Origin of the sequence: Elioraea sp. (assembly GCF_022842375.1) — a bacterium.
In the GTDB taxonomy this organism is placed as follows: domain Bacteria; phylum Pseudomonadota; class Alphaproteobacteria; order Acetobacterales; family Acetobacteraceae; genus Elioraea_A.
Window position 1 is genome coordinate 1 of sequence record NZ_JALHPR010000017.1, and the last position, 23358, is coordinate 23358.

23 protein-coding genes and 1 tRNA gene are annotated in these 23358 nt (G+C 69.8%); 20 read left to right on the forward strand and 4 right to left on the reverse strand.

Annotated features, from left to right (window positions below):
* The 4 genes from Q0C38_RS14575 to Q0C38_RS14590 all read left to right on the forward strand — a co-directional run.
* Positions 1-1069, forward strand: a 1069-nt coding sequence (locus Q0C38_RS14575) for an AsmA family protein (protein WP_291297833.1), incomplete at its 5' end; no start/stop codon positions are given.
* Positions 1070-1081: 12 nt separating this feature from the next.
* Complete coding sequence (locus Q0C38_RS14580; RefSeq protein WP_291297834.1) at positions 1082-1816, forward strand: ATP12 family protein; 735 nt, start codon at positions 1082-1084, stop codon at positions 1814-1816.
* Positions 1813-2091 carry an acylphosphatase gene (locus tag Q0C38_RS14585; protein WP_291297835.1) on the forward strand — a complete coding sequence of 93 codons (279 nt, stop codon included), beginning with the start codon at positions 1813-1815 and terminating at the stop codon, positions 2089-2091. The genes Q0C38_RS14580 and Q0C38_RS14585 overlap by 4 nt, the downstream gene beginning before the upstream one ends.
* A complete protein-coding gene (locus Q0C38_RS14590) occupies positions 2088-2462 on the forward strand; it encodes a DUF3592 domain-containing protein (RefSeq protein WP_291297836.1) in 375 nt (124 codons plus the stop codon). The genes Q0C38_RS14585 and Q0C38_RS14590 overlap by 4 nt, the downstream gene beginning before the upstream one ends.
* A gap of 6 nt (positions 2463-2468) precedes the next feature.
* On the opposite strand, the gene lipB is transcribed toward Q0C38_RS14590, so the two are convergent.
* On the reverse strand, positions 2469-3125 hold the full coding sequence (lipB, locus tag Q0C38_RS14595) for a lipoyl(octanoyl) transferase LipB (protein ID WP_291297837.1): 657 nt from the start codon (positions 3123-3125) through the stop codon (positions 2469-2471).
* A gap of 29 nt (positions 3126-3154) precedes the next feature.
* On the opposite strand from lipB, the gene Q0C38_RS14600 reads away from it, so the two are divergent.
* A tRNA-Leu gene (locus Q0C38_RS14600) sits at positions 3155-3241 on the forward strand.
* A 12-nt stretch (positions 3242-3253) separates the two neighbouring features.
* On the opposite strand, the gene Q0C38_RS14605 is transcribed toward Q0C38_RS14600, so the two are convergent.
* Positions 3254-3829 carry a DUF502 domain-containing protein gene (locus Q0C38_RS14605; RefSeq protein ID WP_291297838.1) on the reverse strand — a complete coding sequence of 192 codons (576 nt, stop codon included), beginning with the start codon at positions 3827-3829 and terminating at the stop codon, positions 3254-3256.
* A 280-nt stretch (positions 3830-4109) separates the two neighbouring features.
* On the opposite strand from Q0C38_RS14605, the gene Q0C38_RS14610 reads away from it, so the two are divergent.
* The 11 genes from Q0C38_RS14610 to Q0C38_RS14660 all read left to right on the forward strand — a co-directional run bounded on the left by Q0C38_RS14610 (position 4110) and on the right by Q0C38_RS14660 (position 16045).
* On the forward strand, positions 4110-6392 hold the full coding sequence (locus Q0C38_RS14610; protein WP_291297839.1) for an NADP-dependent malic enzyme: 2283 nt from the start codon (positions 4110-4112) through the stop codon (positions 6390-6392).
* The gene (locus Q0C38_RS14615) at positions 6385-7266 is read left to right on the forward strand and encodes a nucleoside hydrolase (protein ID WP_291297840.1); all 882 of its coding nucleotides are present in this window, start codon (positions 6385-6387) and stop codon (positions 7264-7266) included. Before Q0C38_RS14610 ends, Q0C38_RS14615 begins: the two co-directional genes overlap by 8 nt.
* A 77-nt stretch (positions 7267-7343) precedes the next feature.
* Entirely contained in the window at positions 7344-8030 is a 687-nt protein-coding gene (locus Q0C38_RS14620) for a VWA domain-containing protein (protein WP_366937271.1), read from the forward strand.
* A 10-nt stretch (positions 8031-8040) separates the two neighbouring features.
* Complete coding sequence (locus Q0C38_RS14625; protein ID WP_291297842.1) at positions 8041-8757, forward strand: DnaJ domain-containing protein; 717 nt, start codon at positions 8041-8043, stop codon at positions 8755-8757.
* 151 nt (positions 8758-8908) lie between these two features.
* Positions 8909-9775, forward strand: a complete 867-nt coding sequence (gene galU / locus Q0C38_RS14630; RefSeq protein WP_291297843.1) for a UTP--glucose-1-phosphate uridylyltransferase GalU — start codon at positions 8909-8911, stop codon at positions 9773-9775.
* Between the two features lie 12 nt (positions 9776-9787).
* A complete protein-coding gene (locus Q0C38_RS14635; protein ID WP_291297844.1) occupies positions 9788-11095 on the forward strand; it encodes a UDP-glucose/GDP-mannose dehydrogenase family protein in 1308 nt (435 codons plus the stop codon).
* A gap of 26 nt (positions 11096-11121) precedes the next feature.
* Entirely contained in the window at positions 11122-12531 is a 1410-nt protein-coding gene (pgmG, locus tag Q0C38_RS14640) for a phosphoglucomutase/phosphomannomutase PgmG (RefSeq protein WP_291297845.1), read from the forward strand.
* Positions 12532-12544: 13 nt separating this feature from the next.
* Positions 12545-12892, forward strand: coding sequence for a gamma-glutamylcyclotransferase family protein (locus Q0C38_RS14645; RefSeq protein WP_291297846.1), 348 nt, complete (start codon positions 12545-12547; stop codon positions 12890-12892).
* Between the two features lie 107 nt (positions 12893-12999).
* Positions 13000-13989, forward strand: a complete 990-nt coding sequence (locus tag Q0C38_RS14650; protein WP_291297847.1) for a tripartite tricarboxylate transporter substrate binding protein — start codon at positions 13000-13002, stop codon at positions 13987-13989.
* 12 nt (positions 13990-14001) lie between these two features.
* A complete protein-coding gene (locus Q0C38_RS14655) occupies positions 14002-14493 on the forward strand; it encodes a tripartite tricarboxylate transporter TctB family protein (RefSeq protein ID WP_291297848.1) in 492 nt (163 codons plus the stop codon).
* A gap of 37 nt (positions 14494-14530) precedes the next feature.
* A complete protein-coding gene (locus Q0C38_RS14660) occupies positions 14531-16045 on the forward strand; it encodes a tripartite tricarboxylate transporter permease (RefSeq protein ID WP_291297849.1) in 1515 nt (504 codons plus the stop codon).
* Here the strand turns inward: Q0C38_RS14660 and Q0C38_RS14665 are convergent, their stop codons facing one another.
* Positions 16046-16792, reverse strand: coding sequence for a class II aldolase/adducin family protein (locus Q0C38_RS14665; RefSeq protein ID WP_291297850.1), 747 nt, complete (start codon positions 16790-16792; stop codon positions 16046-16048).
* A gap of 89 nt (positions 16793-16881) precedes the next feature.
* Here Q0C38_RS14665 and Q0C38_RS14670 point away from each other — a divergent pair, with 89 nt between their 5' ends.
* Positions 16882-18009: a DSD1 family PLP-dependent enzyme gene (locus tag Q0C38_RS14670; RefSeq protein ID WP_291297851.1), complete on the forward strand. Its 1128-nt coding sequence runs from the start codon at positions 16882-16884 to the stop codon at positions 18007-18009.
* A 31-nt stretch (positions 18010-18040) separates the two neighbouring features.
* Here the strand turns inward: Q0C38_RS14670 and Q0C38_RS14675 are convergent, their stop codons facing one another.
* Positions 18041-19234, reverse strand: a complete 1194-nt coding sequence (locus Q0C38_RS14675) for a D-alanyl-D-alanine carboxypeptidase family protein (protein ID WP_291297852.1) — start codon at positions 19232-19234, stop codon at positions 18041-18043.
* A gap of 372 nt (positions 19235-19606) precedes the next feature.
* Here Q0C38_RS14675 and Q0C38_RS14680 point away from each other — a divergent pair, with 372 nt between their 5' ends.
* From Q0C38_RS14680 to clpA, 3 genes are all read left to right on the forward strand, one after another.
* Positions 19607-20116: a phasin family protein gene (locus tag Q0C38_RS14680; RefSeq protein ID WP_291297853.1), complete on the forward strand. Its 510-nt coding sequence runs from the start codon at positions 19607-19609 to the stop codon at positions 20114-20116.
* 326 nt (positions 20117-20442) lie between these two features.
* Complete coding sequence (clpS, locus tag Q0C38_RS14685; RefSeq protein WP_291297921.1) at positions 20443-20781, forward strand: ATP-dependent Clp protease adapter ClpS; 339 nt, start codon at positions 20443-20445, stop codon at positions 20779-20781.
* A gap of 200 nt (positions 20782-20981) precedes the next feature.
* Entirely contained in the window at positions 20982-23330 is a 2349-nt protein-coding gene (gene clpA / locus Q0C38_RS14690) for an ATP-dependent Clp protease ATP-binding subunit ClpA (RefSeq protein WP_291297854.1), read from the forward strand.
* Positions 23331-23358: the final 28 nt, after the last annotated feature.

A 23358-nucleotide genomic window follows, 5' to 3' on the forward strand; every position in this document is an offset into this window, starting at 1 on the left:
CACGGCCCCCGGCGCGCCGCCGCCGCCAGCCCCGTCGCCGGCGCAGCGGCCAGCGCGGCTGATCCCCGAAACGCCCCTGCCGTTCGCCGCCCTGCGGGCGGCGGATGCGGCGGTGAAGCTTGCCATCGCGGAGCTCGTGTTCGGCGGGGCGAGCTACCGCGATGCCGAGGCAACCGTGGCACTCGATCGCGGCAGGCTCAGCCTCGATCCGTTCCGCGTCACCGCCCCCGGCGCGCCGATCACGGGCAGCCTCGCGATCGACGCGTCGGCCGATGCCGCACCGGTGGCGATCGTCATTGCCGCCCCGGCGATCGACCTGCGCGACCTGCTGGCCGCGTTCGGCGGTGGCTATCGCGTCGGCGGCAACCTCGAGCTCGATGTCAACCTGCGCGGGCGGGGCAACTCGCCGGCGGCGATCGCAGCGACCCTCGATGGGCATTTCGGACTTGCCGGCGCCAATCTCGACATCGACAACCGGCTGATGGATCTCGTGGCAGGCGAGCTCTGGCGCGCCCTGGTACCGGGCGCGCCGCGCGACGGCACCAACAATGTCCGCTGCCTCGCCATCCGGTTCGATAGCGCCGGCGGCGTGGCGGATGCGCGCGCCTTCCTGTTCGACAGCGCGCTTGCCAAGGTCTCCGGCAACGGCACGCTGCTGCTCGGGCCGGAGCAGTTGCGCATGCGCGCGGTGCCGACGTTGAAGTTCGGCGGCGGTGGCATCGGCGTACCGGTGAACATCGGCGGCACCTTCCTTGCCCCTGCCGTCAGGGTCGATCCCGCGGGGGCTGCCGGGGCGGTGGCCGGCGCCGTCGCGGGGATCGCGAGCGGCGGTGGACTTGGCGGCCTGCTCGGCGGCGGGCGGACTGGGGGAGGGGGCGCGCAGGCACCCGATGAGTGCCCCGGCCAGCTTGCCATCGCCCGTGGCGGGCGTGACGGCGCGGCGGCCGCGGCAGAGTCTGCCTCTCCCCAGCAGGCACCCGCCCAGCAGGCCCCCGCGCAGCAGGAACCGGCCCAGCAGCAGCGGCCGGCGAACCCGCTGCAGCAACTCCTGCCCCGCCTTGGGCGCTGATACGAGGGGCTGATGTCAGCAGCAGGCATGCAGCGGTTCTGGGCAGAGGCGCGCGCGGGCGCGCTGCCGGAGGGCGGCTTCGGCGTGCTGCTCGATGCCAGGCCGCTCAGGCTTCCCTCGGGCGCGAAGCTTTCGGTACCCGCGCTGCCGCTCGCCGAGGAACTGGCCGCCGAATGGCAGCATGCGGGGGGCGGGAAGGGCCAGCCCTTCACCCTCGAGGCGCTGCCGCTGACGCGGCTGGTCGGCAATGCGATCGACCGGATCGCGGCTGACCATGCCGCGGCGGTCGCTACCGTCGCGCGGTACGGCGAGACCGATCTGCTCTGCTACCGCGCCGATTTTCCCCCCAAGCTCGCCGCCCGCCAGCACGAGGCCTGGCAGCCCCTGCTCGACTGGGCGGCACTGACCTTCGACGCTCGCCTTTCCGTCACCGCCGGTGTGATCGCGGTGCGGCAGGACCCGGCCTGCCTCGCCGCCCTCGCCCGCGCGGTGGCCGCGCATGAGCCCATCGCGCTGGCCGGCCTCGGGCAGGTCGTGCAGTCCACCGGCTCCCTCGTGCTGGGGCTGGCCGTGTCGTACCGGCGGCTGGCGCCGCAGGAGGCGCATGCGCTGGCCGTGATCGACGAGGCGTTCCAGGCGGAGGAATGGGGCGAGGACGCCGAGGCGGCGGAACGCCTGGCCAGGATCGCTGCCGATGTCGCCGCCGCGGCGCGGCTGCTGGCACTCGCCAGGACAGCGGCTACGTGATCGAGGCGCGGCGCTTGTTGGTCAGTGGTCGGGTGCAGGGTGTTGGGTTCCGCGCCTTCGTCGCCGCGGCGGCAGGCCGGCTCGGGCTTGCCGGCTGGGTCAGGAACCTCGCGGATGGTCGTGTCGAGGTGCTGGCCGAGGGCGTTCCGGAGGCGCTGGACCAGCTTGCCGCGGCCTGCGCGCGCGGGCCGCTTCTGTCGCGCGTCGATGCGGTCGCGGCGAGTGGCGCCGCGGCCGAGGGGCGGCGAGGCTTCCGCCAGGCGGCCGACGGATGATCACACTTCTGCGCGTCGTCATCGGCACCGGGTGCCTTGCCATCGGCGTGACCTTCATCGGTGTCGCGCTGCGCCAGTACCGGCGCGAGATGACATGGCGGCGCGTGCACGCCGTCGTGGAGCGGACCGGCGACCGCCGGAACACCGACCTCGCCTATCTCGACGCCGATGGCCGCCCGCATGTCGCCCGCCACTGGGGCGTTTCGAGCACGACGGGAACGGGTGAACGCGTGACGATCCTGCACCACCCCCGCACCCCGGGGCGCGTGGCGATCCCCTTCGGCGCGCCGGTGCTCAGCGTCCTGACGCTGGCCGGCATCGCGGTCACCCTGCTCGGCCTCTGGATGCTCAGCATCGTTCTGGCCGGGTGAGGGCGCTCAGCCGTATACGTCGGGAAAGCTCGCCATCAGCGCGGCATCGACCTCTGCCATCGAGGCCGTGACACCGAGGCGCCACAGGCTCGTCACCCCATGCTCGCGCACGCCGCAGGGAACGATGCCGCCGTAGTGGTCGAGGTCGGGGTCGACGTTCAGCGCGAAGCCGTGCCAGGTGATCCAGCGCGTCACGCGCACGCCGATCGCGCCGATCTTGTTTTCCGTCCCGGCGCGACGGTCAGGCACCCAGAGGCCGACGCGGCCCTCGCGGGTTTCCGCCCGCACGCCGAGGCGGTCGAGTGCGGCGATCAGCCAGGTTTCGAGCCGGTGCACGTAGGCGCGGATGTCCTGTCCGCGGCGGCGGAGGTCGAGCATGACGTAGCCGACGCGCTGGCCCGGGCCGTGATAGGTCCACTGCCCCCCGCGGCCGGCGCGGAAGGTGGGCAAGCCCAGGGGGTTGAACAGGTCCTCGTCGCGCGCCGAGGTGCCGGCGGTGAACAGCGGCGGATGCTCGACCAGCCAGATGCGCTCGCCCGCCGTGCCTGCCGCCATGGCCGCCACATGCGCCTCCATCGCCGCGATGGCGTCGGGGTATGGGACGGGCGCATCGGAGGCGTGCCATGCGGGGCGTTCTGACGCGATTGCCGTCGCCGATGTCATCGGCTATATCCCCCGCCCTGGCTGGGTGCGCGGTCGTGGCGAAACTGGTAGACGCGCAAGCTTGAGGTGCTTGTGGGGGAAACCCCTTGGAAGTTCGAGTCTTCTCGACCGCACCAGCCTGATCCCCCTCATCGTCCTGCGGCGACTGCCGCCGAAAGCGCCTCGCCCGCTCCGGCGCCCAGCGTGCGCAGGAGCGCGAGCGTCTGCGGCACGGTGAGCGAGAGCGGCACGATGCGGCTCTCCTCCATCACCGCGACGCTGCCAGACATCGCCGTTGGCGCGCCCGGCAGATAGACCGTCGCGAACCCCCCTGCCAGACGCTCGACGACGAAGCCGACCTGGAACGCGTCATCGTAGCGGAGCAGGGCCGGCGTAAACTGGCCTTCCCGCTCCCGCCCGACGACTCCCTCGGCCGTGCTCTTGATCAACCCATAGGCGGGGAAGCGCGCGAGCACGCGCTCTTCCAACGTCGTCGTCAGCCGTCTCGCGCTCCGGCTCCGCGCGACCAGCCCGGCGGCGAAGCAGAGGACGACGAGTGCCGCGACCGATCCTGCCGTGGCTGCGAAGGCCGCCGAGATGCCGGGCAGCGGCATCGCTTGCGCGACCGGGCCGACGAGCCTGATCGCGATCGCGAGTGCCTTCTCGACCAGCACGACCGTAAGCACGACGGGGATGAGGAACACGATGCCGCCGATGATCGTCATTCTGACGAAGCCAAAAGCCCCGCGCATCCGCTCCCCCGTCGCTTGGCGCCGCGCTTGGCGCCTCGCCTGGCTCCTCGCCCGCCCGGCCCATCCGTGATCAGCATGCGCGCTGGAAGCCGGCGATACCAGAAGGGGGCCAGTCTTCCCAGAAGGGGGTCAGTCTTCAGGGGGGCCAGGGCGTCACGGGGCAGGCTTGCCCCTGCTGTCGGGCCGGCATCCAGTTGCGCGAGGCGCCGTGCTGTGCATCTCTCCCGCCGGCTTCACGGCAAGGGATGTGACGATGGACCGCGAGGATTTCCGCAAGGCAGCGCTCGACTACCACCGGCTCCCGAGGCCCGGGAAGCTCTCGGTCGAGCCGACCAAGCGGCTGTCCTCGAACCACGACCTGGCACTCGCCTACTCGCCCGGTGTCGCGATCGCCTGCGAGGCGATCGTGGCCGACCCTGCCGCCGCGTTCGACTACACCGCCCGCGGCAACCTCGTCGCCGTCATCTCCAACGGCACGGCGGTGCTGGGCCTGGGCGCGATCGGCCCTCTGGCCGGCAAGCCGGTGATGGAGGGCAAGGCGGTGCTCTTCAAGAAATTCGCCGGCATCGACGTGTTCGACATCGAGGTGGATGCGGACGACCCCGACAAGTTCATCGAGGTGGTCGCGGCCCTCGAGCCCACCTTCGGCGGCATCAACCTCGAGGACATCAAGGCGCCCGAATGCTTCGTGATCGAGGCGAAGCTCCGCGAGCGCATGAAGATCCCGGTCTTCCACGATGACCAGCACGGCACGGCCATCATCGTCGCCGCCGCCATCCGCAATGCGCTCGTCGTCCAGGGCAAGCGGATCGAGGAGGCGCGGCTCGTCACCTCCGGCGCCGGGGCGGCGGCACTTGCCTGCCTCGACCTGCTGGTCGCGATGGGGATCAGGCGCGAGAACGTTACCGTCACCGACATCAAGGGCGTGGTGTACGAGGGCCGCACCGAGCTGATGGACCCGTGGAAGGCCAAGTGGGCGCGGGCCACCGAGGCGCGCACGCTGGAACAGGTGCTGCCGGGGGCCGACATCTTCCTCGGCCTCTCCGCGCCGCGGGTGCTGAAGCCGGAATGGCTTGTCACGATGGCGCCCAACCCGCTGATCATGGCGCTCGCCAACCCGGAGCCCGAGATCACGCCGGAACTGGCCCGTGCCGCACGGCCCGACGCGATCGTGGCGACGGGGCGGAGCGACTATCCGAACCAGGTCAACAACGTCCTCTGCTTCCCGTTCATCTTCCGCGGCGCGCTCGACGTGGGCGCCACCACGATCAACGACGCGATGAAGATCGCCGCGGCCGACGCGATCGCCGCATTGGCGCGCGAGGAGGCGTCGGAGGTCGTGCAGGCGGCCTATGGCGGCCAGGCGCCCTCCTTCGGCGCCGACACGATCATTCCGAAGCCGTTCGATCCCAGGCTGATCCTGCGCATCGCCCCGGCGGTTGCGAAGGCGGCGATGGAAACGGGCGTGGCGACGCGCCCGATCGCCGATTTCGAGGCGTATCACGCCCGCCTCGCCGGCTTCTCCTACCGCTCGGGCCAGCTCATGCGGCCGGTGTTCGAGGCGGCCCGCACGCGGCCCGGCCGCGTCGCCTACGGCGAGGGCGAGGATGAGCGCGTGCTGCGCGCCGCACAGATCGCGGTCGACGAGGGCATCGCCCAGCCCGTGGTGCTCGGCCGCCGGGCGGTGATCGAGGCGAAGATCGCATCGATGGGCCTGCGCATGCAGCCCGGCAAGCAGATCACGATCCTCGACCCGGCCGAGGACACCGCCGTGTTCGGCCCGCTCGCCGAGGCCTATCACGCGCTGGTCGAGCGCAAGGGAACGCCGCCCGAGAGCGCCGCGTCGCGCGTGCGCACGCGCACCACGGTGGCGGCCGCGATGCTGCTCGCCACGGGCCAGGTCGATGCCGCGATCGTCGGCTCCACCGGACAGTGGATGCGGCATTGGGAGCTGGTGCGCGACATCATTCCCCGCCGGCCAGGGGTGGGCCGCGCCTATGCGCTGTCGGCACTCATCATCCCCTCGGGAACGCTCTTCATCGCCGACACGCATGTGAACCCGGAACCCACGCCCGAGCAGGTATGCGAGATGGCGGGGCTTGCGGCCGAAGCGGTGCGCCGTTTCGGTGTCGAGCCGAAGATCGCGCTCGTCTCCCACTCCAATTTCGGCTCGTCCGGAACGCCGTCGGCGCGGAAGATGCGCGCTGCCCTGCCCCTGATCCGCGAGCACTTCCCCGCGCTCGAGGTGGAAGGCGAGATGCACGCCGATGCAGCGCTGCTGGAAGCGACGCGCGCGCGGATCTTCCCGCGCTCAGGCCTGACGGGCAGCGCGAACCTGCTGATCATGCCGACGCTCGATGCCGCCAACATCTCGTTCGAACTGCTGAAGGCGGCGGCTGACGGGCTTGCGGTCGGGCCGATGCTGCTCGGCCTCGCCCGGCCGATCCATGTCGTGACGCCCTCGATCACCGCGCGCGGCATCCTCAACGTCACCGCGCTGGCGGTGCTGGAGGCCGACGCTGCCGCCCATGCCTGAGCAACTCCCGCTTCTCATCGACTGCGACCCCGGGGCCGATGATGCCGTGGCACTGCTCATGGCAGCGGCGGCGCCATCGCTCGCGCTTCGCCTCGTCACGACGGTGGGTGGCAACGCCCCGATCGATGTCTGCACCGCCAATGCCCGACGCGTTCTCGACCTCGCTGGGCGTGGCGACGTTCCGGTCCAGCGTGGCGCTGCCGGCCCGCGCGGCGGCGCGCCGATCCCCGATGCCGTGGTGCATGGCACCGACGGGCTGGCCGGCCTCGCCCTGCCGCCGCCCTCGCGCGGGCCCGATGGGGTGGACGCCGTCGCAGCACTGGCCGCTGCCATGCCCATGACGGTCGCGGCGATCGGGCCGCTGACCAACATCGCCGCGCTGATCGACCGCGGCGTGGTGCCGGCCGACCTCGTCGTGCTTGGCGGCGCGATCGGGCCGGGCAACACGCCATCGGGTGCCGAGTACAACCTCGCGGTCGACCCAGAGGCCGCGCGCCTCGTGCTGGCGCATCCGGTCAGGCTCGTGCCGCTCGACATCGCGGGCATGGCGCTGGCCACACCTGCGCGGATCGCTGCCATTGCCGCATCCTCGCGCATCGGGGCGCGGATCGCGCCGATGCTTGCCGCCTATGCCGAGGCGGATGGGGTCAAGCATGGCAGGCCCGGCGGCATGCTGCCCGATGCGCATGCCATCGCCGCGCTGATCGACCCTGGCCTCTACACCTGGCGGCGCGCGTCGATCGCGGTTGACGGGATGGGCCGCACGCGGTTCGACTGGGCGGAAGACGGGCGCGGCGGGGAAGCGTCGGTGGCGACCGCGGTCGACGAGGACGGATTATTCGCCCTTCTCGCCGGCACGCTGGCGGCGCTTTGAAGGATCGGGCTGCGGCCCCACATGAACAGGCGATGGGAAACGACAGGCAACTACCGGATAAGGCGAAGCGGGCGGACGTGGCGGCTTTCCTCCGCCGCGTCGACACGATGCCGGCCGTGCGCGCGGGCACGGGGCGGCGCGGCCGGCTGCTGTTCGCCGTCGATGCCACAGCCTCGCGCCAGCCGACCTGGGATCGCGCCTGCTTCCTCACGGGTGCGATGTTCGATGCCACAAGGTCGCTCGGCGGGCTGTCGATGAGCCTCAGCTACTATCGCGGCTATGGCGAGTTCGCCGCCACCCCCTGGCTGTCGGACGTGAACGACCTCGCGCGGCGGATGTCGGGCGTCTCGTGCCTCGGCGGGCAGACGCAGATCGCACGCGTTCTCTCCCACGCGATCGCCGAGACGCGGAAGGACCGCGTGAACGCGCTGGTCTTCGTCGGCGATGCGGTGGAGGAGGATATCGATGCCCTGGCCCACAAGGCGGGCGAGCTCGGCATGCTGAACTGCCCGGGCTTCTTCTTCCACGAGGGCGGGGAACCGATGGCCGCGCGCACCTTCCGCGAGCTCGCGCGCCTCTCGGGCGGCGCCTATGTGCCGTTCGACCTCGCCTCGGCGGATGCGCTGCGCGAGCTTTTGACGGCGGTCGCGGTCTATGCCGCCGGCGGGCGCGAGGCGCTGGCCCGGCTGCCCTCGGCACGGGCGGGTGCGGTGGCGCAGCTGACGCACCAGCTTCCCGGGCCCCAGTCCGGCCCCAGGCGGTAGCGACGGAACGATGACCTGGCTTCTCCTTGGCCTGGGCGCCCTCGGGCTCCTGATCTTCGGCCTGTCCGCCTTCGCCAATGCGCGGGTCGAGGCACTGAAATCGGCACTGAAATGGGTCGCCATGGTCGGCGGCGGGGCGGTGGCGCTGTTCCTGCTCGTCACCGGCCGCGGCGGCCAGGCGCTGATGCTCGCCGTCGTGCTCGGGCCGCTCGCCGTGCGGTTCTGGAACCAGCACAAGGCGGCGCGCACCTTCTCGCGCGGCGGCAGGCCCGGCGAGGGCAGCGCCAGCGAGGTGGCGACGGCCTTCCTCCGCATGCGGCTCGACCATGACACGGGAACGATGAGCGGCACGGTTCTGGCCGGCGAGTTCCGTGGCCGCGAGCTGGCCGAGCTGGCGCTTCCCGATCTCATCCAGCTGTGGCTCTCGCTCCGCGCCGAGGACACCGAGAGCGTTCCCCTGCTCGAGGCGTGGATGGACCGCCGCTTCGGCGAGGCCTGGCGCGATGCCGCGGCCGAGGCAGCCGGCGAGGAGGAGGGGCCGCGCGCCGCGGGCGGGCCGCTCACGCGCGCCGATGCGCACGCCATCCTGGGCCTCAAGGACGGGGCGAGCCGGGAGGAGATCCGCGACGCGCACCGGCGGCTGATGCGCGCCGCGCATCCCGACCGTGGCGGCTCCGACTGGCTGGCCGCGCGGATCAACGAAGCGCGAGACGTCCTCCTGAGCTGAGGCCGCGCCACATCATCGCCACGCGAAAGCGTTAACGGCTCCTTGGTTGCGGCCATGCATGCTCTATGGCAGGAACCAAGCCTGTCCTGATGATGCTGCCGCGCCCCCCACCGGCCGGCATCCAAGCCACCACAAGAAGGAGCGCTCCGCGATGAAGAGCTTGCGCAAGGCCGTGCTGCCGGTCGCCGGCCTCGGCACGCGGTTCCTGCCCGCCACCAAGGCGATGGCCAAGGAGATGCTCACCGTCGTCGACAAGCCGCTGATCCAGTACGCCGTCGAGGAGGCCCGCGCTGCCGGCATCGAGCAGTTCTGCTTCGTCACCGGCCGCGGCAAGACCGCCCTGGTCGAGCATTTCGACCTCGCCTACGAGCTCGAGGCGACGCTGAAGGAACGCGGCAAGTTCGACACGCTGAAGCAGCTCGAAGGTGCCTCCGCCATCCCCGGCTCGATCGTTTCGGTGCGGCAGCAGGTACCGCTCGGCCTCGGCCACGCGATCTGGTGCGCGCGCGCCTTCATCGGCGACGATCCCTTCGCGATCATGCTGCCCGATGACCTGATCCTCGCCGACACCTCGTGGGTGAAGCAGCTCGCCGATGTCTATGGCCAGACGGGCGGCAATGTCGTCGCCGTCGAGGAAGTGCCGCGCGAGCACACCAACCGCTACGGCATCCTCAAGGTCGGCGCCGATGACGGGCGGACGGCGGAGGTGCTCGGCCTCGTCGAGAAGCCGAAGCCGGAGGAGGCGCCCTCGAACCTTTCCATCGTCGGGCGCTACGTGCTGATGCCCGAGGTGATCGGCGAGCTGTCGCGCTTCGAGAAAGGGGCGGGTGGCGAGATCCAGCTGACGGATGGGATGGCGCGGCTGATCGGCCGGCAGCCCTTCCACGGGCTTCGCTGCCACGGCCGTCGTTTCGATTGCGGCGACAAGGCGGGCTATCTCGAAGCCCAGATCGCCTTCGCCCTCTCGCGCCCCGACATGGCCGACAAGGTGCGCGCCTTCCTGCCCCGCTACTCCTGAGGGAACGCACCGATGCGCATCGCGATGATCGGCGGCGGCTATGTCGGCCTTGTCTCCGCTGCCTGCTTCGCCGAGTTCGGCATCGAGGTGGCGGTGGTCGAGGTCGATGCCGCCAAGCTCTCCGCACTCAAGGCCGGCAGGATGCCGATCTACGAACCCGGGCTCGAGAAGCTGGTCGCCGAGAACGTCGCGGCAGGGCGCCTCTCCTTCGGCGATGACATCGCGGCGGCGGTGACGGGGGCCGAGGCGGTGTTCATCGCCGTCGGCACGCCGACCCGGCGCGGCGATGGCCATGCCGATCTCAGCTACGTCTACGCCGCGGCCGAGCAGGTGGCCAACGCGTTGACCGACTATGCCGTGATCGTCACGAAATCGACGGTGCCGGTCGGCACCGGCCGCCGCGTGGCCGAGATCGTGCGCGCGACGCGGCCCGACCTTGCGTTCGACGTCGCCTCCAACCCGGAATTCCTGCGCGAGGGCAACGCGATCGGCGATTTCATGCGGCCCGATCGCGTGGTGATCGGCGCCGACAGCGATCGCGCGCGCGAGGTGCTGAAGCGCCTCTACCGCCCGCTCTACCTGATCGAGACGCCGATCGTCTTCACTGGCCTCGAGACGGCTGAGCTCATCAAGTACGCGGCCAACGCCTTCCTCGCGATGAAGGTGACGTTCATCAACGAGATGGCCGACCTCGCCGAAAAGGTGGGCGCCGACGTGCACGACATCGCGCGCGGCATCGGCCTCGACGGGCGCATCGGGCGCAAGTTCCTGCATGCCGGCCCCGGCTTCGGCGGCTCGTGCTTCCCCAAGGATACGCTCGCGCTGGTGCGCACCGCGCAGGACCATGCGGCACCGACGCGGCTGATCGAGACGGTGGTGGCCGTGAACGATGCCCGCAAGGCGGCGATGGCCTCGCGTGTGGTCGCTGCCTGCGGCGGGTCGGTGCGCGGCAAGCGCATCGCCGTGTTCGGCCTCACCTTCAAGCCCGAGACGGATGACATGCGCGACGCGCCGTCGCTCACCATCGTCCCGCGCCTGGTCGAGGATGGTGCCGTCGTCGCTGCCTACGACCCGGAGGGCATGGAGCAGGCGAGGCCGCACATGCCCGCCGCGGTGCGGTGGTGCAAGGACGCGATGGAAGCGGCCACGGGTGCCGACGCACTCGTTCTCATCACGGAATGGAATGAGTTCCGTGCCATCTCGCCCGCGCGCCTGAAAGCGGTGATGGCGGGCGACGTGATCGTCGACCTCCGCAATGTGTGGGACCCCGTGGCGATGCGCCAGGCAGGGTTCCGCTACTCCTCCATCGGCCGACCCTGATCGGCCGAGCAGCGAAAGGATTTCGCATGAGCTTCTCGCACCACTTCGACCCGACCAGCCTGCGCGAGTACGACATCCGCGGCATCGTCGGCCGCACGCTCGGCGAGAAGGACGCGTTCGCGATCGGCCGTGCCTTCGGCTCGATCGTCGCGCGCAAGGGCGGCAAGGTGGTCGCCGTCGGGCGTGACGGGCGCGTCTCGGGGCCAGCGCTCGAACAGGCGCTGGTCGATGGGCTGAAGGCCTGCGGGTTGCGCGTGCTGCGCATGGGCGTCGGGCCCACGCCGATGCTCTACTTCCTCAATGTCGCGCGGACATGCGACGGCGCGATCCAGGTGACGGGAAGCCACAACCCGCCCGACTACAACGGCTTCAAGATGGTGCTCGCCGGCAAGCCCTTCTTCGGCGCGCAGATCCAGGAGATCGGCCGGATGGCCGCGGCCGGCGACGTGGTCGCCGAAAGCACGGGCAGCGACGAGCCGATCGACATCGAGGCGGAGTACATCGCCCGCGTCGTGAAGGACTGGGACGGTGGCGACCGTGCGCTGAAGGTGGTGTGGGACAACGGCAACGGGGCTGCTGGCGACGTGATCACGAGGCTCGTCGCGAAGCTTCCAGGCCAGCATGAGATCCTGTTCCCCGAGATCGACGGGCGCTTCCCCAACCACCATCCCGACCCGACGGTGGTGAAGAACCTCCAGGCGCTGATCAAGCGCGTGGCCGAGACGGGCGCCGACCTCGGCATCGCCTTCGACGGCGACGCCGATCGCATCGGCGTGGTCGACGATGCCGGCAACATGCTGTTCGGCGACCAGCTGCTGATCGTTCTCGCGCGCGACGTGCTCAAGACCCATCCCGGGGCCACGATCATCAGCGACGTGAAGGCGTCGCAGGTGCTGTTCGATGCGATCGCCGCGGCGGGTGGCAAGCCGCTGATGTGGAAGACGGGCCACTCGCTGATCAAGGCGAAGATGGCCGAGACGGGCTGCCCGCTGGCAGGCGAGATGAGCGGCCACGTGTTCTTCGCCGACAAATGGTACGGCTTCGACGACGCGCTCTATGCCGGGGTGCGCCTGCTCGGCATCGTTGCGCGGATGGAGGGCAAGCTCTCCTCCGTCGTCGCCGCCCTGCCGCCGGTGGTGAACACGCCCGAGCTGCGCTTTGAGTGCGACGACGTGCGCAAGTTCGACGTGGTGCGCGAGGTCGCCGCCAGGCTGAAGGCGGCCGATGCGAACGTGTCCGACGTCGACGGCGTGCGCGTCTCCACCGCGGATGGCTGGTGGCTGCTGCGCGCCTCGAACACCCAGGCCGTGCTGGTTGCACGCGCCGAAGCGACGACGGGCGAGGGGGGCCTCGCGCGGCTGAAGGACGCACTCGGCCAGCAGCTCACCGCCTCCGGCATCGCGCTGGACTTCGAGCGGGCCGCCTCGGGCCACTGATCCGCCCCTGCCGATGCGGGTCTTCGTCTACGGCTCGCTGATGGACCCGGCCGTCTTCGCGCGGCGGACAGGGACGGCAGCGCCGCTCGCCGCCGCGCGGCCTGCCCTGCTCGCCGGCTGGCGGCGCGTCACGCTGCGGGGAACCCCGTTCCCGACGCTGCTGCCCGACCCGCGCGCCGCGGTGGACGGGCTTCTCGTGGCGCTTCCGCCATCACTCCTGCCTCCCCTGCATGCCTATGAGGGGGCGCTCTATCGCTTCCTTCCGGTCAGGGTGCTGAGCGAGGGGCACCGTCTTGCCGCGCGCGCCTGGATCGCGCGGCCGGACCGGGCCGATCCGGCGCGACCCTGGACGCCACGCTGATCCCGGATCGTTCCGCTCACGGGATCGTGACAATTTAACGCATGTCAGTCATGCGCACCCGTCATACATAACGATTCACGTCAGAAAGAAAATCCAGGGAGGTTCCCATGCGCCGTGCCGTTCTGGCAGTCGCCGCAGCCGCACTCGTCTCGATGCCGACCACGGCCGGCGCACAACGCTGGGAGCCGACACGCCCGGTGCAGTTCGTCGTGCCAGCCGGAACGGGCGGCGGCGCCGACCAGATGGCGCGGATGATCCAGGGCATCGTCAGCAAGAACAACCTGATGCGCCAGCCCATGGTGGTGGTGAACAAGGCCGGTGGTGCCGGCGCCGAGGCGTTCCTCGAGATGAAGGGCGCGCGCGGCAACCCGCACACCATCGTCATCACGCTGTCGAACCTGTTCACCACGCCGCTGGCCACCGGCATCCCGTTCAACTGGCGCGACCTGACGCCGGTGAAGATGCTCGCGCTCGACGAGTTCGTGCTCTGGGTGAACGCAGAGGCGCCGTACACCACCGTCTCGGCCTTCCTCGAGGCGGGCCGCGCCAATCGCCTCCGCATGGGCGGCACCGGCTCGCGGCAGGAGGACCAGATCGTCACCGCCGCGATCACCAAGGCCAGCGGCGTTCCCTTCACCTACATCCCCTATCGTGGCGGCGGCGAGGTGGCGGTGAACCTCGTCGGCAAGCATGTCGAGGCGACGGTGAACAACCCGATCGAGGCGGTGACGCATTGGCGCTCGGGCACGCTGCGCCCGCTCTGCGTGTTCGACAGCCGCCGCCTTCCGGTAACCGACAAGATGACCGAGACGCAGGCGTGGAGCGACATCCCGACCTGCCGCGAAAGCGGGCTCGACGTCGAGTACCTGATGCTGCGCGGCATCTTCATGGCGCCCGGCGTCACCCAGGCGCAGGTGAATTTCTACATCGAGCTGCTCGAGAAGGTGCGCCAGACGCCCGATTGGCAGGAGCTGATGCGCCAGGGCGCCTTCAACACCACCGCGATCTCAGGGCCCGAGTTCGTCACCTGGCTGACGCGGGAGGAGGAGCGCCACAGGACGCTGATGACCGAGGCCGGCTTCCTGGCCGGCCGCTGAGGGGGAAGCGCTGTGTCGCGTCGTTTCTCCGAGATCAGCACGCGGGCGGCGGAGCTTGGGCTCGCCGCCCTCTTCGCCGCCGTCGCGGGGCTCGCGATCGCCGATAGCCTGCGCATCGGGGCGGGCTGGAGCGATGACGGCCCGCGCTCGGGCTACTTCCCGTTCTGGATCGGCCTCATCCTGCTGCTGGCAGCGCTGTGGCAGTTCGCGTCTGCCCTCGGCATGCGGGCGCGCGATCGCACCTTCGCCACGCGCGAGGAGCTTGGGCGCGTCGCCTCGGTGTTCATTCCGGCCGCGGTGCATGTCGCCGTCATGCCGGTCATCGGCCTCTACGTCGCCTCCGCCCTGCTCGTCGCATGGTTCATGACGCGGATCGGCGATTTCCGGATCACCATCGCGGCACTCTCGGGCATCGCCACCGCGGTGGTCGCCTTCATCGTGTTCGAGATCTGGTTCCTCGTGTCGCTTCCCAAGGGTCCGCTCGAAACCTGGCTCGGCTACTGACACCACACGCCATCTAGAGAACACGGGGACTGACTGGATGGACCAGTTCGGGTTGTTGATGAACGGTTTCGCGGTCGCGCTCGAGCCGTGGAACATCGTGCTGATGATGATCGGCATCGTGCTCGGCGTCGTCATCGGCGTGCTGCCGGGGCTCGGCGGTGCGAACGGCGTGGCGATCCTGCTGCCGCTCACCTTCACCCTCTCGCCGGTGAGCGCGATCATCCTGCTCTCCTGCATCTACTGGGGCGCGCTGTTCGGCGGCGCGATCACCTCGATCCTGTTCAACATCCCGGGCGAGCCATGGTCGGTCGCGACCACGTTCGACGGCTACCCGATGGCGCAATCGGGCCGTGCGGCGGAGGCGCTGACGGCGGCCTTCACCTCCTCCTTCGTCGGCGCCTTCGTCGCGATCATCATGATCACCTTCGTCGCCCCGCTGGTGGCGGGCTTCGCCCTGCGGTTCGGGCCGCCCGAGTTCTTCGCCGTGATGTTCCTCGCCTTCGCGAGCTTCATCGGCATGGGCACGGGCTCGCCGTTGAAGACGCTGATGGCGACGATGGCGGGCTTCCTGCTTGCCTGCGTCGGGCTCGACAGCGTCACCGGCTCGCTACGCCTGACCTTCGGCGCGACGGAGCTGATCCGGGGCTTCGATTTCCTCGTCGCGGTGATCGGCCTGTTCGGAATCGGCGAGATCCTGACCTCGATCGAGGAAGGGCTCGCCTTTCGCGGCGCCTCGGCCAGGATCGACTTCAGCGTTGTCCGCCGCACCTGGGCTGAGCTGCCGCGCTACTGGGCGCTCTCGCTCCGCTCCTCGTTCATCGGCTGCTGGATGGGGGTCACGCCGGCTGGTGCCACGCCCGCCTCGTTCATGAGCTACGGCGTCGCGCGGCGGATGAGCAAGCCGGGCGGCACGCCCTTCGGCAAGGGGCGCATCGAGGGCGTGATCGCGCCCGAGACGGCGGCGCACGCGGCAGGCGTGAGCGCGCTCCTGCCGATGCTGGCGCTCGGCGTTCCGGGTTCGCCCACCGCCGCGGTGCTGCTCGGCGGGCTGATGATGTGGGGGCTGCAGCCAGGCCCGATGCTGTTCGTCGAGCAGGCGGAGTTCGTCTGGGGGCTGATCGCCTCGATGTACATCGGCAACATCGTCGGCCTCATTCTCGTGCTCATCGCCGTGCCGTGGTTCGCGGCCATCCTGCGCGTCCCGTTCGCGGTGATCGCGGCCCTGATCCTCGTGATCTGTTCGATCGGCGCCTACACGGTGAACAACGCCTGGTTCGACGTGGTGGTGATGCTCGGCTTCGGCGCGCTCGGCTATGCGATGAAGAAGCTCGACTACCCGCTCGCCCCGCTCGTGCTCGCGCTTGTCCTCGGCAGCCGCACCGAACAGGCGTTCCGCCAGTCGATGCTCTCCTCGCAGGGCGACCTTGGCGTGTTCTGGTCGAACTGGCTGGTCGGCACGATCATGACGGCGGGCGTGGTGCTGCTGTTCTGGCCGGTGTTCTCCCGCGTGCGCGGTGCGATCAAGGTGCAGCTCGCCCGCCGCTCCGGGTAGTCAGCCGAGGAAGTCTGGTTCCTCGCGCGTCAGCGTGCGCACCACGGCCGTCATCAGCGTGCGGCCGTAGTTGGTGAAGCGCTGTGGCTCGCTGCGTCCGATCAGGGCGGGGTTGATCGGCACGAGCTTCGCCCCGCCTGCCTCGGCGAGCAGCTGCATCTTGCACGTGTCCTCGAGATAGATCAGCCGCAGCAGCGCCTCGCCGAGGGTCGAGCCGACGACGATCGGCCCGTGGTTCTGCATCATCAGCACCGTCGCCTTGCCGATCACGCCGGCAAGCCTCGCCCCTTCGGCCGGCGTCAGCGCAGCACCGTCGAACGCCCGGTCATATGCGATGCGGTGATAGAAGCTCATCGCCGAGAGATAGGCTGGCGCGATCTCGCCCCCCTCGCGCATGCAGATGGCGGTGGCGTGGTGCATGTGGGTGTGCAGCACGGCGGTGGCCTGCGGCAGGGCCGCGTGGATCGGCGCGTGGATGCAGAAGGCCGTCAGCTCCACCGTGTTGCCGTTGTCGGACAGGATGTTGCCCTGGTGATCGGCGAGCACGAGGGAGGACGCCGTCACCTCGGCCCAGAAATAGCCCTCGGGGTTGATCAGCATCAGGTCGGGCCGGCCGGGCACCGCGACGGAGAAGTGGTTGCACACGCCCGACTGGAAGCCGAGCCGCGAGGCCCAGCGGCAGGCGGCGGCGAGCTCGATCCGCGCTTGCATGACAGCGTCGGTGTTGGTGGCGACGTGCGTGTCCATCGGTGTCCTCCCTGGCCTGTTCCGACGGAGGCTAGCGCAGTGTCGCGCCGCGCGCGATCCTCCCCCCGACGCAACGTTGCGAGGACCTGATGCTCCAGACGCCCCCCGCCATCCCCGGCATGCCGGAGGACGAGATCGACACCCCAGCCCTGGTGATCGACCTCGATGCCTTCGAGCACAACCTCGACACCATGGCTGCGCTGCTGGCCCCAACGGGGGCGAAGCTCAGGGCGCATGCCAAGACGCACAAATCCGCCACTGTCGCGCGGCTCCAGGCCAGCCGCGGCGGGGCGGTGGGGCAATGCGTGCAGAAGGTGGGCGAGGCAGAGGCGCTGGCCTGGGGCGGGATCGGCGACATCATCGTCACCAACGAGGTGGTCGGTGCCTCGAAGCTCAGGCGGCTGATGGGGCTCGCGACGCTCGCGCGCGTGTCGGTGTGCGTCGACGATGCCGCGCAGGTGGCGATGCTCGAGGACGCGGCCGAGGCAACCGGCGGGCGGATCGAGACGCTGGTGGAGATCGACATCGGCATGGCCCGCTGCGGCGTCGCCCCCGGCCCCGATGCCGTGGCGCTCGCGGAACGGATCGCCGGCTCACGCCACCTGATGTTCGGCGGCATCCAGGCCTATCACGGCAGGGCGCAGCATTTCCGGTCGGTGGACGAGCGTGCCGCGGCGATCGGTGCCGCAGGCGATGCGACGCGGCGGACGGTGGAGCAGCTGCGCCAGCGGGGCCTCGAGTGCCGCATCGTCGGCGGGGCCGGCACCGGCACCTTCGCGCTCGAGGCGGCCTCGGGCATCTGGAACGAGATCCAGGCCGGCAGCTACGCCTTCATGGACGCCGACTATGCGCGGAACCTCGACGAGGCCGGCGCTCCGGTGAGCACCTTCCGCCACGCGCTGTTCGTGCTCGCGACCGTGATGAGCGCGCCGAAGCCGGGCCTCGCAGTTCTCGATGTCGGCCACAAGGGGGTGGCGATCGACAGCGGCATGCCGCTGGTGTGGGGGATGGGGGATGTCGCCTTCGTCGGCGCGTCGGACGAGCACGGCAAGCTGACATGGGATGGCGGGGCGAGGAGCCTGAAGCTCGGCCAGAAGCTTCGCCTGGTGCCAGGCCACTGCGACCCGACGGTCGACCGTTACGATTGGTATGTCGGGGTGAGGGCGGGGCGGGTGGAGAGCGTGTTCCCCGTCGATGCCCGCGGGGCGATGCGGTAGGGGCGCTGCGGGGACGGCCTCGCGCGTCCCCCTACCCCCGCGTCCGCGTGCTCGCGGCTTCGCGCGAGGGCGCGATCGTCAGGCAGGGCTGCTTGCGCTTCTTGCGGTCGGCGCAGGCCTCACGGGCTTCCGCCGCGGTGAGGTTCGTCACCTGGGCGCGGAACAGCGTGCCGCGGCGGCCGCGGGTCGGAGCCACCTCGGTCTCGGCGCGGGCGATGCCGATGCTCCGCTCCGCCTCGCGGGCGGCGGACAGCGCCTGGTTGCGCGTCGAATAGGCGCCCACCTGCACGGTCCAGTCCGTCGCGGGGCCGCTGCGGCCGCGCGTCGCCTGGCGCTCGGCCCCGCGCATGGCCGCGCGATCGGCCGTGCCGGCAGTTGGAACCGAGGCATTGGCGCGGGAGACGAGCGAAATGCCCGGCCGCGCGGCCATCGCGCGCCCGGGCGTGCCGAAGGCATCGTCGAGCAGCGCGACCATGTGGCGGTCACGTTCCGGCCCCGAGGAGCCGCCGAAAACCACGGCGATGATCCGCCGCCCGTCGCGCACGGCAGAGGCGATCAGGTTGAAGCCGCTGTCGCGGATGTAGCCGGTCTTGATCCCGTCGGCCCCCTCGTAGCCGGAGAGGATGCGGCTGTTGTGGTTGTGGTGGACCTTGCCGCGGAAGGCGAAGCGGTCGGTCGCGAAGTAGCTGTAGTAGGTCGGGTGGTCGATGATCATGCGGCGGCCGAGGGTGGCCATGTCGCGCGCCGTCGTCACCTGGCCGGGGTTGGGCAGGCCCGAGGCGTTGCGGAATACCGTGTCGCGCATGCCGAGCTGGCGCGCCTTCAGCGTCATCAGCCGCGCGAAAGCGGGCTCTGAGTCAGCGAAATGCTCGGCGATCGCGACCGCCACGTCGTTCGCCGACTTGGTGATGATGGCCAGCAGCGCCTGCTCGAGCGTCATGCGCCCACCGGCGCGGAGACCCAGCTTGGAAGGCGGGGCGGCGGCTGCCGTGGCGGAGAAGACCACCTCGTCTGACCATCTGGCCCGTCCCGCGCTGACGGCGTCGAAGATCAGGAAGGCCGTCATCACCTTGGTGAGGGAGGCGGGGCGGCGGGCCTCGTCAGGGTCGACCGCCGAGATGACCTGGCCGGTGGCGCCGTCGATCACGATCGAGGCATAGCGCTCGCTGCCGATCTGGGCGCGAGGGGCAGTGCTGGTTGCGACGAAAACAACCAGGACGAGCATGATCACAGAGAGAGCTGAACGCAGGGTTGTATGGATTTGCGGTGCACGGCGCAGTTGCATCGGTGATCCGCCTTCCTCGACAGTTGGCCTTCCGCTGGCGCAATGCCGCCTTGCGATCTGACCGTAGGCGCGGGCGCTGCCTCTGTCCACCAAAAAAAGCGTAAACGCAGGGCGTTACCACGTCTTGCTGGGCAAACCGGCGGGCGGAGGATGATCCGGGCATGGCCATGTTGCACCGCAACATAACCCTTGACGCACGCGATACGATGGGCCATCTTCCGGTCGTGTTGCAGCGCAGCATTCTCGCTCGCCGCACCCAGTCATGAACAGGCGTCCGGCAGGTGCCGGGGCCAGCAGCGAAGGAGAACGAACATGAGCAGCAAGAGCAAGGCAGCCCCCGCGGCCGGCGTCGAGGCGGTGGACGCGATGGTGAAGACCGGGACCGAAGCGGCGACCAAGGGCTTCGAGCAGGCCCAGGCCGCGATGAAGCAGCAGATCGACGAGGCGCAGAAGCACGCCGCCGCGGCGCAGAAGGGCATCGAGGAGGCGCTCGCCTTCGGGCGTGGCAACCTCGAGGCGTTCATCCAGTCCTCGACGATCCTGACCGAGGGCATGCAGGAGATGGCCCGCGCGTCGATGGCGATGAGCCAGGCCGCGCTCGCCGAGGGCATCGAGACGGCGAAGGCGTTCGCCGCCGTGAAGTCCGTCCGCGAGGCAATCGACCTGCAGGCGGCCTTCGCCAAGACCTCGACGGAGAAGCTTGTCGCCGAGACGACGAAGCTTTCCGAGAGCTCCGCCAAGCTCGCCGAGAAGGCTTTCGCGCCCGTGATCGAGCGCGTGAACCTCGCGGTGGCGACCTTTGGCAAGCCGATTGCGGCCTGAGCGCCGGTCTGGAGCAGGATGGTCTGCACCAGCTTGATGCAGCCTGCCGGGAAAACCGGCAGGGTGATCTGGAAGGGCCCGGCACTTGCCGGGCCCTTTTCGCATCCGCGGGCACGAGGGATCGCTTTACGGTCCCTGAACCGGATGGGCGCAGCATCGGCGAATGACGATTCCCGACGCGCATGCCACGGCACACCCTTTCCGCGACGCCGCCGCATCCGATATCATGATCAGGCGGCGACGCGGCGATGGGCCGGGCCGCCACGGCGAGAGGGGGCCGGGCCACCTTGGCACTCCCCGAACAGGCACAGCGCGACACCGAGGCCATGAGCGACACGGACAAGCGGGGCAATCAGGGCGGCGAGAACCCACCGGGAACGGGCGTCGTCATCAAGGCGCGCCCGAAGACCCGCAAGCCCAGCATGTACAAGGTGCTGATGCTGAACGACGACTACACGCCGATGGAGTTCGTCGTCCACGTGCTGGAGCGGTTCTTCAACAAGAACCGCGAGGAGGCGACGCGCATCATGCTGCATGTGCATCGCCGCGGCGTGGGCGTGTGCGGCGTGTTCACCTACGAGGTGGCGGAAACCAAGGTCACGCAGGTGATGGACCTGGCCCGCCAGCATCAGCACCCGCTCCAGTGCACCATCGAGAAGGAGTGACCCTTCCGGTTGCGCCCTTCCGATTCAGCGGGCGGGCACGATATCTGCATTGCCCATCGTCGTGATGGGACCCTTCCTCCCGATGGGGTCCTGCGCGTGAGGGGCATCGACCAGGGCTGGGGCTGTCAGGCGGCGCCGCCGCCACGTTCCCCGCCCCGGAAACGGCCGTAGCCAGGACGGCCAGGCAAGGAGCGCTGCGCATGTTGTCACGGAACCTCGAACAGACCCTGCACCGCGCGCTCGGCCTCGCCAGCGAGCGGAAGCACGAATACGCGACCCTCGAGCACCTGCTCCTCTCCCTCGTCGATGACAGCGACGCCGCCGGCGTGTTCCGCGCCTGCGCGGTCGATGCCGAGCGCCTCCGCCGCGAGGTGACCGAGTTCCTCGACAAGGACCTCGCAGGGCTCGTCACCGACCGGACGGGCGATCCGAAGCCAACGGCCGGCTTCCAGCGCGTCGTCCAGCGTGCCGCCATCCACGTCCAGTCTTCCGGCCGCGACGAGGTGACGGGCGCGAACGTCCTTGTGGCGCTGTTCTCCGAGCGCGAGAGCCACGCCGTCTACTTCCTGCAGCAGCAGGACATGACGCGGCTCGACGCGGTCAACTTCATCAGCCACGGCATCGCCAAGGTGCCGGGGCGGACCGAGAAGCGCGCGGTTCAGGGCAACGAGGGCGAGCAGAACGAGGGACGCGAGGAGAAGCCCAACCGCCGCAGCCAGGAGGCGTTGACCACCTACTGCGTCAACCTCAACAAGAAGGCCGCCGCCGGCAAGATCGACCCGCTGATCGGCCGCGAATCCGAGGTCGAGCGCACGATCCAGATCCTCTGCCGCCGCACCAAGAACAACCCGCTCTATGTCGGTGACCCGGGCGTGGGCAAGACGGCGATCGCCGAGGGGCTCGCCAAGCGCATCATCGAGGGCGACGTGCCGGAGGTGCTGACCAAGTGCACCATCTTCGCGCTCGACATGGGCGCGCTGCTCGCCGGCACCCGCTATCGCGGCGATTTCGAGGAGCGCCTGAAGGCCGTGGTCTCGGAGCTCGAGGCCCAGGGCGGCTCGGCCATCCTGTTCATCGACGAGATCCACACCGTGATCGGTGCCGGCGCGACCTCAGGCGGCGCGATGGATGCGTCGAACCTGCTGAAGCCCGCGCTTGCCTCCGGCACGCTGCGCTGCATCGGCTCGACCACCTACAAGGAATACCGCAACTACTTCGAGAAGGACCGTGCGCTCGTCCGCCGCTTCCAGAAGATCGACGTGGCGGAGCCTTCGGTCGAGGATGCGATCAAGATCCTGAAGGGCCTCAAGACCAACTACGAGAAGCACCACAAGGTTCGCTACACCGACGATGCCATCAAGGCGGCGGTGGAACTCTCCTCCCGCTACATCCATGACCGCAAGCTGCCCGACAAGGCGATCGACGTGATCGACGAGGTCGGGGCCTCGCGCATGCTGCTGCCCGAGAACAAGCGGCGGAAGACGGTGACGGTGAAGGACGTCGAGGACATCGTCGCCAAGATCGCGCGCATCCCACCCAAGGCGGTGAGCACCAACGACAAGGAGACGCTGCGCAACCTCGAGCGTGACCTGCGCGCGATGGTGTTCGGCCAGGACAAGGCGATCGAGGCACTCGCCGCCGCGATCAAGCTCGCCCGCGCCGGGCTGCGCGACGGCGAGAAGCCGATCGGCAACTACCTGTTCTCGGGCCCCACCGGCGTCGGGAAAACCGAAGTCGCGAAGCAGCTCTCCAAGATCCTCGGCATCGAGCTGACGCGCTTCGACATGTCGGAGTACATGGAGCGTCACTCCGTCAGCCGCCTGATCGGCGCCCCGCCCGGCTATGTCGGCTTCGACCAGGGCGGGCTCCTGACCGACGCGATCGACCAGCACCCGCATTGCGTGCTGCTGCTCGACGAGATCGAGAAGGCGCACCCCGACCTGTTCAACATCCTGTTGCAGGTGATGGACCATGGGAAGCTGACCGACCACAACGGCAAGCAGGTGGATTTCCGCAACGTCATCCTGATCATGACGACGAATGCGGGAGCGTCCGACCTTGCGAAGAACGCCATCGGCTTCGCGCGCGAAGGCCGCGAGGGCGAGGACGAGGACGCGATCAAGCGCCTGTTCACGCCCGAGTTCCGCAACCGCCTCGACGCGATCATCCCCTTCGCGAACCTGACGCCTGACGTTGTCGGCCGCGTGGTGGACAAGTTCGTGATGCAGCTCGAGGCGCAGCTCGCCGACCGCAACGTGACGGTGGAGCTGACGGATGCCGCCCGCCTGTGGCTGGCCGAGAAGGGCTACGACAAGCTCTACGGCGCCCGCCCGCTCGCGCGCGTGATCCAGGAGCATGTGAAGAAGGCGCTGGCCGAGGAGCTTCTGTTCGGCCGCCTGTCGAAGGGCGGTGCGGTGCGCGTCGGCGTGGACGAGGAGGGCAGGAACCTCACCTTCTCCTATGTCGAGGCCCCGCTGGCGGCACTGCCGAAGCCCGAGGGCGATGCCGGCGAGGGCGACGAGGAGAAGGCGCCCGAGGTGGTGGAGTAGCGCGCGCCCCTCACCCTGATCCCCCCCC

Coding starts and splice junctions, on each gene's coding strand:
- Q0C38_RS14580 (WP_291297834.1), top strand. CDS start 1,082: ATGTCAGCAGCAGGCATGCAGCGGTTCTGGGCAGAGGCGCGCGCGGGC.
- Q0C38_RS14590 (WP_291297836.1), top strand. CDS start 2,088: ATGATCACACTTCTGCGCGTCGTCATCGGCACCGGGTGCCTTGCCATC.
- lipB (WP_291297837.1), bottom strand. CDS start 3,125: ATGACATCGGCGACGGCAATCGCGTCAGAACGCCCCGCATGGCACGCC.
- Q0C38_RS14605 (WP_291297838.1), bottom strand. CDS start 3,829: ATGACGATCATCGGCGGCATCGTGTTCCTCATCCCCGTCGTGCTTACG.
- Q0C38_RS14610 (WP_291297839.1), top strand. CDS start 4,110: ATGGACCGCGAGGATTTCCGCAAGGCAGCGCTCGACTACCACCGGCTC.
- Q0C38_RS14615 (WP_291297840.1), top strand. CDS start 6,385: ATGCCTGAGCAACTCCCGCTTCTCATCGACTGCGACCCCGGGGCCGAT.
- Q0C38_RS14625 (WP_291297842.1), top strand. CDS start 8,041: ATGACCTGGCTTCTCCTTGGCCTGGGCGCCCTCGGGCTCCTGATCTTC.
- galU (WP_291297843.1), top strand. CDS start 8,909: ATGAAGAGCTTGCGCAAGGCCGTGCTGCCGGTCGCCGGCCTCGGCACG.
- Q0C38_RS14635 (WP_291297844.1), top strand. CDS start 9,788: ATGCGCATCGCGATGATCGGCGGCGGCTATGTCGGCCTTGTCTCCGCT.
- pgmG (WP_291297845.1), top strand. CDS start 11,122: ATGAGCTTCTCGCACCACTTCGACCCGACCAGCCTGCGCGAGTACGAC.
- Q0C38_RS14645 (WP_291297846.1), top strand. CDS start 12,545: ATGCGGGTCTTCGTCTACGGCTCGCTGATGGACCCGGCCGTCTTCGCG.
- Q0C38_RS14650 (WP_291297847.1), top strand. CDS start 13,000: ATGCGCCGTGCCGTTCTGGCAGTCGCCGCAGCCGCACTCGTCTCGATG.
- Q0C38_RS14660 (WP_291297849.1), top strand. CDS start 14,531: ATGGACCAGTTCGGGTTGTTGATGAACGGTTTCGCGGTCGCGCTCGAG.
- Q0C38_RS14665 (WP_291297850.1), bottom strand. CDS start 16,792: ATGGACACGCACGTCGCCACCAACACCGACGCTGTCATGCAAGCGCGG.
- Q0C38_RS14670 (WP_291297851.1), top strand. CDS start 16,882: ATGCTCCAGACGCCCCCCGCCATCCCCGGCATGCCGGAGGACGAGATC.
- Q0C38_RS14675 (WP_291297852.1), bottom strand. CDS start 19,234: ATGCTCGTCCTGGTTGTTTTCGTCGCAACCAGCACTGCCCCTCGCGCC.
- Q0C38_RS14680 (WP_291297853.1), top strand. CDS start 19,607: ATGAGCAGCAAGAGCAAGGCAGCCCCCGCGGCCGGCGTCGAGGCGGTG.
- clpS (WP_291297921.1), top strand. CDS start 20,443: ATGAGCGACACGGACAAGCGGGGCAATCAGGGCGGCGAGAACCCACCG.
- clpA (WP_291297854.1), top strand. CDS start 20,982: ATGTTGTCACGGAACCTCGAACAGACCCTGCACCGCGCGCTCGGCCTC.